The organism is Nocardioides silvaticus, from assembly GCF_003160695.1.
Taxonomy (GTDB): domain Bacteria; phylum Actinomycetota; class Actinomycetes; order Propionibacteriales; family Nocardioidaceae; genus Nocardioides; species Nocardioides silvaticus.
Map to the genome: position 1 here is coordinate 23,845 of NZ_QGDD01000009.1, position 12,534 is coordinate 36,378.

Here is a 12,534-nt window from a genome sequence, read left to right on the forward strand (position 1 = left end):
CGTCACTCTTGCGAAGACAAAGGAGGTTGTGAACATTGTGGTCGCGCTGAGGAGCGGGTGGCGGCGGGGTGAGCTCACGCTGGCAGCCAAGGTGCTGCTGCTCCAGCTCGCGGTGGTCGCGGTGCTGCTGGTCTCGGTCGGCGTCCTCAGTGTCCGTCAGTCCAACGCCGACTTCGCCGAGGAGCAGGGCGCGCAGATGCGCTCGGTGGCCGAGTACGTCGCGACCCTTCCTCCGGTCCGCGGCCAGCTCCAGCTCGTCGAGGACGGCGACCTGCCCGCGAGCACCAACGCCCGGAACCTCGCGCAGTACGCCGACCGCGGCACCAGTCTCTCCAGTGCCACCGACGTGTCGGTCGTCTCCCTCGACGGCGACGTCATCGGCTCCACCGATCCCAGCCGGATCGGCGAGCCGGCCGACCTCTCCGACAGCGACGCGCTCGAGGGGCGGGGGTGGACCGGCGACGTCTCCGTGGGCGACGACCGGGCGGTGGCGCACCACGCGCCGATCATCGCCGAGGACGGCGACCTGCTGGGCCTCGTCGTGGCCGAGGAGACCTACCCTTCTCTCGCCGACCAGGTCGCCACCGCCGCACCCGACCTGGCGCTCTACCTCGGCCTCGGCGCGCTGCTCGGGCTCGGCGGCACCTGGATCGTCGCGCGCATGGTCCGCCGCTCGACCCGCGGACTCGGCACCACCGAGCTCGCCAACCTGGCCGACCAGCGCGAGGCGTTGTTGCACGCGATCCGTGAGGGGGTCGTCGCGGTTGGCACCGAAGGGCGAGTGACGGTGATGAACGACGCCGCTCGGGCCACCCTCGGCGTGGCGGACGATCCCGACCCGGTGGGCCGCGCGGTCGACGAGCTCGGCCTCGACCCGCACGTCGTCGCGCTGCTGACCGGCGAGGGGGCCGACGTGGAGGATGCCGTCGCCCTGGTCGGCACCCGGGTCGTCGTCTTCAACCGAGGCCGGGCCTCGACCCGGGGTCGCGGCATCGGCACCGTGACCACTCTCCGCGACCGCACCGAGCTGGTGTCGCTGCAGAGCCAGCTCAGCTCGAACCTCTCGATCACCGACACCCTGCGCGCTCAGACGCACGAGTTCGACAACCGGCTGCACACGATCTCGGGCCTCGTCCAGCTCGAGGAGTACGACGAGGTGGCGGCGCTCGTGGGCACGCTGACCGAGCACCGGGCCGAGGTGAGCGAGCGGGTCTCGAAGCGGCTGCACGACCCGGCGGTCGCCGCGCTCGTCATCGCCAAGCACGCGGTCGCGGAGGAACGCGGCGTCACCCTCGAGCTCGACCCGGGCTCGCGGCTCCCGGCTCTCGCCCCGGCCGACGTCGCCGACCTCACCACCGTGCTCGGCAACCTGATCGACAACGCGGTCGACGCGGCAGCCGGCGCGGCCGACGCCCTGGTCGAGCTGTGGGTGCTGGCCGACGACGACGTACGGGTGCGGGTGCGCGACAACGGTCCGGGAGTGCCGGACGAACTCCGCGAGGCGATCTTCGTCCGCGGCTTCTCGACCAAGCCGGAGGTGCTCGGTGGGCGCGGCATCGGCCTGCCGCTGGTCCGCCTGATCTGCGCCCAGCGCGGCGGCGCGGTGACGGTCGAGCCGGCCGACACCGGCGGTGCGGAGTTCCTGGTCAGGTTCCCGCTGGCCGGACCTGTCGAGCAGGATGTCGACCCATGATCCGGGTGCTCGTCGTCGACGACGACTTCATGGTCGCGCGGATCCACAGTGCGTTCGTCGAGCGCACGGAGGGGTTCGAGGTGGTCGGCGTCGGCCGCACTGGCGCCGAGGCCCTCGAGCTGGTCGCCTCACTGGAGCCGGATCTCGTCCTCCTCGACGTGCACCTGCCCGACATCTCCGGGTTGCAGGTGCTCGAGCAGCTCCGCGCCCAGCGCCGCCGGGTCGCGGTCGTGATGGTGACCGCCGAGCGCGGTGCAGCGGCAGTCAGGGCCGCGCTGCACGGTGGGGCGATGCAGTACCTCGTCAAGCCGTTCGAGCACGAGGACCTGGCCGACCGCCTGCGCCGGGTGGCCGATGCCCTGGCCAGCCTGCCCTCCGACGACGACGAGCACCGCGTCGACCAGGCCGCGATCGACCAGGCGTTCGGGGCCGGCCGCCCCGGAGGCGACGTACTCCCTGTCCTGCCGAAGGGGCTCAGCCCGGAGACTGCCGAGCTGGTCCTCGCTGCGGCGCGGGCGACCGAGGAGATCTCGGCGTCCGAAGCGGCCGAGGCGGTCGGCCTGTCGCGGGTCACCGCCCGTCGCTACCTCGAGCACTTCGTCGACACGGGTGCCGCCGAGGTGCGGCTCCGGTACGGAGGCACGGGACGACCGGAGCGTCGCTACCGTGTGGTCGGGAGGGCGACATGACGACAGAGCCAGCGGACGAGCGCGACGAGCGCAGCAACAAGGAGCGGATGCTCGCCGGTGACCTCTACATCACCGACGCCGAGATCCTCGCCGACCAGGTGCGGTCGCAGGAGCTGATGGTGGCCTACAACGCAGCGGCTCCGGGCGATGCCGCTCGCCGGCGGGAGCTGCTGGAGGAGCTGCTGGGGTCGATCGGTGAGGAGACCGAGATCCGACCGCCGTTCTACGTCGACTACGGCAGCCGGATCACGATGGGCGCGCGTTGCTTCGCCAACTTCGGCCTGGTCGCCCTCGACGTCGCGCCGATCACGATCGGCGACGACGTGCAGATCGGGCCCAACGTGCAGCTGCTGACGCCCACCCATCCGGTCGAGCCCGGCCCCCGCCGCGACAAGTGGGAGGCCGCGCAGCCGATCACGATCGGCGACAACGTCTGGCTCGGCGGCGGGGTGGTCGTGCTGCCCGGGGTGACCATCGGCGACGACACCGTGGTGGGCGCAGGGGCGGTCGTGACCAAGGACCTGCCGGCCGGGGTGCTGGCGCTGGGCAACCCGGCCAGAGTCGTGCGATCGCTGGTCGACCCGGCCGACTGATCCCGCAGGTTGGGGTTACCTACGTCGGAGGAGGGCTGGGCCCTAGGCTTCGGACAACGACCGAGCGGGTGCCCCGGGAGACACATGACTGCGATCGAATCGGCCGACCAGACCTCAGCAACCGTCGAGCGGGTGACGATGGGCGAGGACGTCCAGTCCCTCCGAGAACGGATCGCCCTCGCGTCCTTCATCGCCGTGCCGTTCATCGCGTTCCTGGCAGCGATCCCGATCGCCTGGGGCGGCTGGCTGGGCTGGAGCGACGTCGTCATCACCTTCGTGATGTACGGACTCACGCTGCACGGCGTGACCGTCGGCTACCACCGGCTCTTCACCCACAAGTCGTTCAAGCCCAACCGGGCGGTGAAGATCGTGCTCGCGGTCCTCGGCTCGATGGCCATCGAGGGTCCGGTCATCCGCTGGGTGGCCGACCACCGCAAGCACCACAAGTTCTCCGACAAGGACGGCGACCCGCACTCGCCGTGGCGCTACGGCAACTCGTTCGTGGGCCTGACCAAGGGTTTCCTCTGGGCGCACATGGGCTGGCTGTTCGACCCCGAGCAGACCCCGATCGACAAGTACGCCCCCGACCTGGTCAAGGACCGCGACCTGGTCCGCATCTCCCGGATGTTCTGGATGTGGGTGCTCGCCTCGATCCTCCTGCCGCCGTTGGCGGGTTTCCTGATCACCTGGTCGTGGCAGGGAGCTGCGACCGCGTTCTTCTGGGGCACCGTCGTGCGGATCGGTCTGCTCCACCACGTCACCTGGTCGATCAACTCGATCTGCCACGTCGTCGGTGAGCGGCCGTTCCGCTCGCGCGACCGGTCGGGCAACGTCTGGTGGCTGGCGATCCCGTCGGGCGGGGAGTCCTGGCACAACCTGCACCATGCGGACCCGACCAGCGCCCGGCACGGCGTGCGGCGCTGGCAGCTCGACAGCTCCGCCCGGATCATCTGGATCCTGGAGAAGCTCGGTTGGGTCAGGGACGTGAGATGGCCCACGCGGGAGCGGCTCGAGGCGAAGTCCGCCGCCTGACCACGATTCCGGCGGGGCGCGTCGTACGCCCTAACCTGGAGGGGTGCTGACCATCGACCAGGCGACGTACGACGCCATCGTCGCCCACGCCAAGCGGGACCACCCCGTCGAGGCCTGCGGCATCGTCGCCGGCCCGGAGGGCAGCGACCGTCCCGAGCGCTTCATCGAGATGGTCAACGCGGCCGGGAGCCCGACGTTCTACGAGTACGACTCCACCGACCTGCTCCACCTCTACAAGGAGATGGACGAGCGGGACGAGGAGCCGGTCGTGATCTACCACTCCCACACCGCCACCGAGGCCTACCCGAGCGTCACCGACGTCAACCTGGCGAGCGAGCCCGGCGCGCACTACGTGCTCGTCAGCACCCGCGAGCACGGGAATAACGAGGGCCCGGTGGAGTTCAGGTCCTACAGCATCGTCGACGGCGTCGTGACCGAGGAAGAGGTCGCGGTCGTCCCCACTCTCACGAGGAGCGAGTCCTAGTCATGGCCATCGAGGTCCGGATCCCGACCATCCTGCGCAGCTACACCGGCGGCGAGAAGGCCGTCACGGCCGACGGCGCCAGCCTGTCCGCGCTGATCGACTCGCTCGACGCCGACCACCCCGGCATCAAGGAGCGGTTGATCGAGAACGGCGACCTGCGCCGGTTCGTCAACATCTACGTCAACGACGAGGACGTCCGCTTCCTCGGCGGCCTCGAGGCCGAGCTGAGCGACGGCGACCAGATCGTCGTGCTCCCGGCGGTCGCCGGCGGAGCACACCCCACGACCTTCTTCGCCTCCCCCGCTGCGCTCCTCCGGCGAACAACGCCGCGGGGACCCCGAAAAGACCGATGACCCGCTTCGACAACCTGCTCGCCTCGGTCGGGAACACGCCCCTGGTAGGGCTGCCGCGGCTCTCCCCGACCCCAGAGGTGCGCCTCTGGGCCAAGCTCGAGGACCGCAACCCGACCGGCTCGATCAAGGACCGCCCCGCGCTCCGCATGATCGAGGAGGCCGAGAAGGACGGCACGCTCCGTCCCGGGTGCACGATCCTCGAGCCGACCTCCGGCAACACCGGCATCTCGATCGCGATGGCGGCCCAGCTCAAGGGCTACCGCTGCGTGTTCGTGATGCCCGAGAACACCAGCGAGGAGCGGCGCCAGCTGCTCCGCATGTGGGGCGCCGAGATCGTGTCGTCCCCCGCCGCCGGCGGCTCCAACGAGGCCGTCCGCGTCGCCAAGCAGATCGCTGCCGAGCACCCCGACTGGGTGATGCTGTACCAGTACGGCAACGCCGCGAACGCCCTCGCGCACCAGGAGGGCACCGGCCCCGAGCTGCTCGCCGACCTGCCCTCCATCACCCACTTCGTCGCGGGTCTCGGCACCACCGGCACCCTGATGGGCGTCTCCCGCTTCTTCCGTGAGGCCAAGCCGGAGGTGCGCATCGTCGCCGCCGAGCCGCGGTACGGCGAGCTCGTCTACGGCCTGCGCAACCTCGACGAGGGCTTCGTCCCCGAGCTGTACGAGGAGAAGCTCATCGACTCCCGCTTCTCGGTCGGTCCGCGCGACGCCGTACGACGGGTGCGCGAGCTGCTCGAGCTCGAGGGCATCTTCGCCGGCATCTCCACCGGCGCCATCCTGCACGCGGCCCTCGGCCAAGCGGCCAAGGCGGTCAAGGCCGGCGAGACCGCCGACATCGCGTTCGTCGTCGCCGACGGCGGCTGGAAGTACCTCTCCACCGGCGCCTACGAGGGCACCATCGACGAGGCCGAGGACCGGCTCGAGGGCCAGCTCTGGGCCTGAGCAGATCGGTCTCGAGTATCCCCAGTCTTCCGGTCGTCGAGTAGCCCGAGCTTTCCGGTCGTCGAGTAGCCCGAGCTTTCCGGTCGTCGAGTAGCCCGAGCGCGCTAGCGCGAGGGCGTATCGAGACGCCGCAAGCGACCGGTGTCAGTCGTGCCAGGTGAGTGTCTGGTCCGTGCCCCACAGGCTGCCGGGCACGGCCTGGAGGCCGAGCAGCTTGGCGCAGACGTTGGCGAGGTCGCCGTTGCGGATGGGCTGCGGGTCGGCGTCGAACAGCGGGCGTGACGTCCCCGGGTCGGCGTACGTCGGGTTCATGTCGTACAGGTCGCCCTTGTCGACGCCGGCTCCCCAGATGACGAACGGCACCCGGTAGTTCTCCAGCACGCTCGCGGCCGCGTGGCCCTTCTCGCCGGGCTTCCCGCCGTGGTCGGCGGTGAGCACGATGGTGAGGTCGTCGAGGCTGTCGTTGTTGCGGATCGTGGTGAGGATCTGCCCGAGCAGCTCGTCGATGCGCCGTCCGGCGCGGAGGTACTTCGGGCTGAACCAGCCGTGGTCGTGACCGGTGTTGTCCAGCTGGCCGAGGTGGAGGAACGTGAAGGCCCGGTTGTTCTGGACCAGGTCGCGGCGCACCGCCCTCGTGATCGCGAGGTCCTTGTTGTCCTTCACCGTCGACCGGTCGATGGCGTCGGGCCACGAGGCCTTGAAGAGCGTGAACTTCGACTCGGTCGCGAACAGAGCCGTGCTGAGGCCGGCGTCGTGCACCTGGGTGAAGATCGACGCGACGTCCTCGCCCGCGGCGTCCTGGATGGTGTCCGGGCGGCTCGGCTTGTCGTCGTTCCACGTCACGCCGTGCCCGCCCTCGGACGCGTCGATCCGCCGGCCGGTCAGCTGGCTCGTGTGGTTCGGCAGGGTGACCGTGAGCTCGATCTGGGCGCGGGCGTTCTTGGTGCTGGCGCCGTTGCGGAACAGCCGGGTCAGGTTGGGCGCGCCCTTGCGTCCCAGCCGCGTGACGAGGTTCGGGTTGAAGCCGTCGAGCGAGATCGCGAGGACCTGGCCGGAGCTGACGCCGCGCGCCGCGGAGTCCTGTCCGGCCGAGGCGGAGCGCGCCTCGTGCGCCGTGCCCGGCGACGGGGCGAGCGTGGCAGCGAGGACGAGGCCGGCCGAGACAGCAGCGAGTCGGCGACCCCGGGAGCGGGAGGTCATGGTCACCCGCGGCACGCTACTCCCGAACCGTGACCTGCATCGCCATTCGGTGGAGAAAGAGGGGGAAGCGCCTACGCTGGGCGCCGTGCCACCGCTGAGCCCCCTCGACCCCGAGCTGCTGGGCGCTCCGATCGGCATCTTCGACTCCGGGTTCGGCGGCCTCACGGTCGCTCGGTCCGTCATCGACCAGCTGCCGCACGAGTCGCTCCTCTACGTCGGCGACACCGCGCGGCAGCCGTACGGTCCCAAGCCGATCGGCGAGGTGCGCGAGTACGCGCTCGAGTGCCTCGACCACCTGGTCCACCAGGGCGTCAAGGCCCTCGTCATCGCCTGCAACTCCGCGAGCGCGGCGATGCTGCGCGACGCACGCGAGCGGTACGACGTGCCCGTGGTCGAGGTGATCCTCCCGGCTGCGCGGCGCGCGGTGGCCGCGACCAAGAACGGCCGGATCGGCGTCATCTGCACCCGGTCGACGGCGGAGTCGCTGGCCTACGACGACGCGTTCGCTGCTGCCCCCCACGTCGAGCTGACGACCCGGGCCTGCCCGCGGTTCGTCGACTTCGTCGAGGAGGGCGTGACGGGAGGCGAGGAGCTGCTGGCGGTCGCGCACGAGTACCTCGACCCGCTGACCGCCGCCGGCGTCGACACGCTGATCCTCGGCTGCACGCACTACCCGCTGCTCACGGGCGTCATCTCCTACGTGATGGGCGACGGCGTGACCCTGGTCAGCAGCGCGGAGGAGTGCGCCAAGGACGTCTACCGGATGCTGGCCGACTCCGGTCTGATGCGCGAGAGCGGCGAGCCGTCGTACTCCTTCGTGACGACGGGTTCGCCGGCCGAGTTCGAGACCATCGGGCGCCGCTTCCTGGGCCCGGAACTGGCGGCTGCTGACCAGTTCGTGGGTGGGCTGGCATGATCGGAAGATGGGGACCGCGATGACGACGTCGTTCCGCCTGACGGTGGTCGGGTGCTCCGGCTCCTACCCGGGCCCGGACTCGCCGGCGAGCTGCTACCTGGTCCAGGCCGAGCACGGCGGCCGCACCTGGAGCCTGGTGCTCGACCTCGGCAACGGCGCCCTCGGCGCGCTGCAGCGCTACGTCGACCCGCTCGAGGTCGACGCCGTGCTCCTCAGCCACCTGCACGCCGACCACTGCGTCGACATGACCAGCTACTACGTCGTCCGGAAGTACCACCCCGCCGGCGCGCAGCCGAAGATCCCGGTCTGGGGACCGAGCGGCACCGACGAGCGGCTCTCCAAGGCCTACGACCTCCCGACGCTCCCGGGCATGCGCGAGGAGTTCGAGTTCCACACCTACGACGCGCCGTTCGAGATCGGGCCCTTCACCATCGACGCGCGCGCGGTCGACCACCCTGTGGAGGCCTACGGCATGCGGATCTCGGCCGTCACCGAGGAGGCGGGCCTGCGGACCCTGGCCTACAGCGGTGACACGGGTCCGACCCCGTCGCTGCTGGAGATCGCCGCCGACGCCGACCTGTTCCTCTGCGAGGCCTCGTTCCGCCACGGCGACGACAACCCGCCCGGACTGCACCTGACCGGCACGGAGTGCGGCGAGACCGCCGCCAAGTGCAAGGTGAAGCGGCTGGTCATCACCCACGTGCCCCCGTGGCACGACGCCCAGGGCATGCTCACCGAGTCGCTCTCGGCCTACGACGGCCCGACCGAGCTGGCTGCTCAGGGCGCGGTCTACGCCATCTGACGGGCTCGGGCCGGCTCAGACCAGCCCCGCGTCGTGGGTGCAGATCGCGATCTGGACGCGGTTGGTGACCTCGAGCTTCTCGAAGAGCCGGGAGACGTGCGCCTTCACGGTCGGAACGGACAGGTAGAGCTCGGAGGCGATCTCGGCGTTGCTGAGGCCGCGACCGACGCAAAGGGCGACGTCGCGCTCGCGGTCGGTGAGCCGGTCGAGGCGCTCGCGGGCGACGGCGGCGCGGTCGTCGACGCCGCCGGCGCGGACCCGGTCGATGAGGGTGCGGGTCACCGACGGCGAGAGCATCGGGTCGCCGGCGGCGACGGCCCGGATCGCGGCGACGATCTCGGCCGGGGGAGTGTCCTTGAGCAGGAAGCCCTCGGCGCCCGCACCGAGGGCAGCGACCACGTGGTCGTCGGCGTCGAAGGTCGTGAGCACGATGACCCGTGGCGGGTCGGGGTCGCGGTGCAGCTCCTGGGTCGCCGTCACGCCGTCGAGGTGGGGCATCCGGATGTCCATGAGCACCACGTCGGGCCGCAGCTCGCGGGCCACCGCGAGCCCGGCGCGGCCGTCAGCGGCCTCACCGACCACGCGGAGGTCGGGCTGCCCACCGAGCATCAGGGTGAGCGCGGAGCGGACGAGCGGGTCGTCGTCGACGATGACGACGCTCGTCGCGGCGTCGCCGCTCACTGCGCCCACTTCGCTCACGTCGCCCACGGTAGCCAGGCCCGCAGGACGAAGGCGCCGTTCTCGGTGCCGTGCGTCAGCCACCCACCAGCGAGCTCGGCACGCTCGGTGAGCCCCACGAGCCCGAGCCCGGCGCCCGGCGTGCTGGTCGGGCCGAAGCGCAGCCCGTTGCGGATCTCGACGTCGATGCCCTCAGCGGGTGAGCCGGAGACCGCGATCCGGATCGCGGCCGCGGGGGCGTGCTTGCGCGCGTTGGTCGTCCCCTCCTGCACGATCCGGAAGATCGTGCGGCCGACCGCGTCCGGCACCGCGGCGTCGTCGGGGAGGGCGGCGTCGTAGGTCACCTGGCCACCGGCCGCGCTGACCTCGGCGACCAGGCCCGCCACGTCGGCGTACGTCGGCTGCGGGCCGGTCATCGGCGCGCCGGTGCCGTCGCGCAGCACGCCGAGGACGCCGCGGAGGTCGGTCAGCGCTTCGTGCGCCTTGTCCTGGATCACCCGCACGCTGTCGCGCATCTCGTCGGCGCTGAGGTCCTCGCGGAACGTCAGGGCGTTCGCGTGCATCGAGATCTGCGAGATCCGGTGCGCGAGCACGTCGTGCATCTCCCGCGCGATCCGCTCGCGCTCGTTGGAGCGGGCCTGGGTCGCGCGCAGGTCGCGCTCGGCCTCGGCCTCCTCGGCGCGCTGGCGGAGGGTCCACAGCAGCTCGCGGCGGGACCCGATGAACATGCCCCAGGCGAGCGATCCCGAGACGGCGGCGACGGTGAAGGTGCTGATCAGCCAGACGGGATCGGAGTCGCTGACCGGCTGCACCTGGTAGTAGACCCAGGTCGTCGCCAGGCTGAGGATCCCGATCGTGATGACCTGCCACCAGCGTCGACGGGTCGCCAGCGACACGGTGGCGAGCGTGATGGCGCCGGCGCCCAGTGAGCTCAGCGGCGTGAGAAGGACCGCGACGACGGCGACCGGCATCGGCCAGCGCCGCCGGAAGGCGACGAGGACGAAAGCGAGGAGCCCGACCAGGAGGTCCACCCAGAAGAGCAGCGGACGTTCGGTGGCCTGCGCCTCCATGACCGGCACCCAGGCGACCAGGCCGATGGTGAGCGCGAGCGCATAGCGCCAGGCGTGGCCCGGCCAGCGCAGCCGGGGCTGGTACCGGCTCGGGTCGTCGCGCTCCACGGCGCTCACGCTAGCGAGCGCGCACCGCCGCCACACCGGGCCGTGGTCTCGTCGACACCCCTACCAAAGTTTCACGAGTTCTCGACGTGGGGCTCATGTTCGACGTCGCGGGATCGGGCAGGCTGGTGCCCATGATCACGGTCGATCACCTCACCAAGACCTACGGCCAGTTCCGGGCCGTCGACGACGTCAGCTTCGTCTGCCAACAGGGCCGCGTGACCGGCTTCCTCGGCCCGAACGGCGCCGGCAAGACCACCACGATGAGGGTGATGGTCGGGCTCACGCCGCCGACCAGCGGCCGGGTCACCATCGGCGGCCTCGACTACGGCAGCATCCCCAACGCCGGGCGCCACGTCGGCGTCCTGCTCGACGCCTCCGCCCAGCACGGCGGCCGCACCGGCCGCGAGATCCTCTCGCTCGGCGCCCTGTCGATGGGCCTGCCGTCCTCCCGCGTCGACGAGATGCTGGCCCTGGTCGGCCTCACCGACGACGAGGCGAAGCGCCGGCTGCGCAACTACTCGCTCGGCATGAAGCAGCGGCTCGGCATCGCCCACGCACTGCTCGGCGACCCGGAGGTCCTGATCCTCGACGAGCCCGCCAACGGGCTGGACCCCGCCGGCATCCGGTGGATGCGCGGCCTGCTGAAGGGGTACGCCGACCGCGGCGGCACCGTCCTCCTGTCCAGCCACCTGCTCAACGAGGTCGAGCTGATCGCCGACGAGATGATCCTCATCGGCAACGGCCGGATCGTCGCCCAGGGCGACAAGCGGTCGCTGCTGGCCAGGGCCCAGGGCTCGGCGACCGCGCTGGTGATGTCGCTCGACAACGCAGCCCTGCAGGCCGAGCTCGCCCGGCGCGGCCACCTGGTCGAGGCGATGGGTGACGGTCTCAAGGTCAACGTCGCACCCGAGGAGGTCGGCCGCGCGGCCCTGGCGGCCGAGATCGTGCTGACCGACCTGCGCGCCGGCGGCGCCGGCCTGGAGGACCTGTTCCTCGAGCTCACGTCCGCCTCGGCGCGCGAGGGGACGGGCGCCGTACCGCCGCCACCCCCGCCGCCCCCGCACGCCCCCTCGCCCGTCCCGACCCCCGGAGGCCACGCATGACCACGATGCCCCCGCCGCCCGCCATGTCCGCACCGTCCGCCCCGCCGAGCCCCGGGCCGGTGCTCGACGTCTCCGGCACCCGGCCGATCCCGTTCTGGCGGCTGGTGCTGGTCGAGCTGCGCAAGTCCTACGACACCCGCGCCGGCTTCTGGCTGCTCGCGACGATCGCGATCCTGGTCAGCCTCGTCGAGGCCGTGATCATGATCAGCACGCTGGTCAACGACAGCTACGTCTACTTCGAGGACTTCGCCGGCACCGCCGGTGGCATCGCCTCGATCCTGCTCCCCGTGCTCGGCATCATCCTGGTGACCAGCGAGTGGGGGCAGCGGACCGCGATGGTCACCTTCGCCATCGAGCCGCGGCGGTCGCGGGTGGTGCTCGCGAAGCTGGTGGTCGGCGCTGTGGCATCGGTCGTGACCGTCGCCGTCATGCTGCTCGTCGGTCTGGTGTGCACGCTGGTCTGCGAGGCGCTGCAGCCCGACCTGACCTACTGGGAGATGGAGTGGTGGCTGCCGTTGGCGTTCATCATCACGATGACGCTCACCATGACCGTCGGGTTCTCGATGGCGTCGCTGCTGCTCAACACCCCGGCGGCGATCGTCGTGTTCTTCCTGTACTGGTACGCCCTCGCGATCGTGCTGTTCGTCATCGCCGACCTGATCTCCGGCTTCGAGGAGATTGCGCCGTGGATCAACTTCCAGGCGGCGCTCGACCCGGTCTGGTCGTGGTCGCTGGAGACCGCGGAGGAGTGGGGCCAGCTGATCGTCTCGGCCGGCCTGTGGATCGCCCTGCCGCTCGGCCTCGGCCTGTGGCGGATCGTCCACGCCGAGGTGAAGTAGCACCGCACCGGCCGCGTCCGGCCGTCC

At 71.2% G+C, this 12,534-nt stretch carries 13 protein-coding genes and 1 pseudogene; 11 read left to right on the forward strand and 3 right to left on the reverse strand.

What is annotated here, in order from left to right; translation table 11 throughout:
• Positions 1-28: 28 nt before the first annotated feature.
• The 7 genes and pseudogenes from DJ010_RS17675 (at position 29) to DJ010_RS17705 (ending at position 5,791) form a co-directional block, all read left to right on the forward strand.
• Positions 29-1,693, forward strand: coding sequence for a sensor histidine kinase (locus DJ010_RS17675; RefSeq protein ID WP_211318861.1), 1,665 nt, complete (start codon positions 29-31; stop codon positions 1,691-1,693).
• Positions 1,690-2,382, forward strand: coding sequence for a response regulator (locus tag DJ010_RS17680; RefSeq protein WP_109696231.1), 693 nt, complete (start codon positions 1,690-1,692; stop codon positions 2,380-2,382). Before DJ010_RS17675 ends, DJ010_RS17680 begins: the two co-directional genes overlap by 4 nt.
• Positions 2,379-2,975: a sugar O-acetyltransferase gene (locus tag DJ010_RS17685; protein ID WP_109696233.1), complete on the forward strand. Its 597-nt coding sequence runs from the start codon at positions 2,379-2,381 to the stop codon at positions 2,973-2,975. The genes DJ010_RS17680 and DJ010_RS17685 overlap by 4 nt, the downstream gene beginning before the upstream one ends.
• 84 nt (positions 2,976-3,059) lie before the next feature.
• Positions 3,060-4,007, forward strand: a complete 948-nt coding sequence (locus tag DJ010_RS17690; protein WP_109696235.1) for an acyl-CoA desaturase — start codon at positions 3,060-3,062, stop codon at positions 4,005-4,007.
• Between the two features lie 43 nt (positions 4,008-4,050).
• The gene (locus DJ010_RS17695) at positions 4,051-4,491 is read left to right on the forward strand and encodes a M67 family metallopeptidase (protein WP_109696237.1); all 441 of its coding nucleotides are present in this window, start codon (positions 4,051-4,053) and stop codon (positions 4,489-4,491) included.
• Between the two features lie 2 nt (positions 4,492-4,493).
• Positions 4,494-4,763: pseudogene (locus tag DJ010_RS17700) on the forward strand (MoaD family protein); the annotation flags it as partial.
• A gap of 77 nt (positions 4,764-4,840) precedes the next feature.
• On the forward strand, positions 4,841-5,791 hold the full coding sequence (locus tag DJ010_RS17705) for a PLP-dependent cysteine synthase family protein (RefSeq protein WP_109696241.1): 951 nt from the start codon (positions 4,841-4,843) through the stop codon (positions 5,789-5,791).
• 144 nt (positions 5,792-5,935) lie between these two features.
• Here DJ010_RS17705 and DJ010_RS17710 read toward each other — a convergent pair whose 3' ends face one another.
• Positions 5,936-6,991, reverse strand: coding sequence for an alkaline phosphatase family protein (locus tag DJ010_RS17710; RefSeq protein WP_245927700.1), 1,056 nt, complete (start codon positions 6,989-6,991; stop codon positions 5,936-5,938).
• A gap of 85 nt (positions 6,992-7,076) precedes the next feature.
• Between DJ010_RS17710 and murI the strand changes: the two genes are divergently transcribed.
• The gene (murI, locus tag DJ010_RS17715; RefSeq protein ID WP_245927661.1) at positions 7,077-7,907 is read left to right on the forward strand and encodes a glutamate racemase; all 831 of its coding nucleotides are present in this window, start codon (positions 7,077-7,079) and stop codon (positions 7,905-7,907) included.
• A 7-nt stretch (positions 7,908-7,914) separates the two neighbouring features.
• Entirely contained in the window at positions 7,915-8,709 is a 795-nt protein-coding gene (locus DJ010_RS17720) for an MBL fold metallo-hydrolase (RefSeq protein WP_245927663.1), read from the forward strand.
• 15 nt (positions 8,710-8,724) lie between these two features.
• Here DJ010_RS17720 and DJ010_RS17725 read toward each other — a convergent pair whose 3' ends face one another.
• Together DJ010_RS17725 and DJ010_RS17730 are read right to left on the reverse strand one after the other, a co-directional pair.
• Positions 8,725-9,408, reverse strand: a complete 684-nt coding sequence (locus DJ010_RS17725; protein ID WP_281271147.1) for a response regulator — start codon at positions 9,406-9,408, stop codon at positions 8,725-8,727.
• The gene (locus tag DJ010_RS17730) at positions 9,405-10,565 is read right to left on the reverse strand and encodes a sensor histidine kinase (protein ID WP_109696607.1); all 1,161 of its coding nucleotides are present in this window, start codon (positions 10,563-10,565) and stop codon (positions 9,405-9,407) included. The genes DJ010_RS17725 and DJ010_RS17730 overlap by 4 nt, the downstream gene beginning before the upstream one ends.
• 131 nt (positions 10,566-10,696) lie before the next feature.
• On the opposite strand from DJ010_RS17730, the gene DJ010_RS17735 reads away from it, so the two are divergent.
• Positions 10,697-11,668: an ABC transporter ATP-binding protein gene (locus tag DJ010_RS17735; RefSeq protein ID WP_211318862.1), complete on the forward strand. Its 972-nt coding sequence runs from the start codon at positions 10,697-10,699 to the stop codon at positions 11,666-11,668.
• A complete protein-coding gene (locus DJ010_RS17740; protein ID WP_245927664.1) occupies positions 11,665-12,507 on the forward strand; it encodes an ABC transporter permease subunit in 843 nt (280 codons plus the stop codon). Before DJ010_RS17735 ends, DJ010_RS17740 begins: the two co-directional genes overlap by 4 nt.
• Positions 12,508-12,534 lie beyond the last annotated feature (27 nt).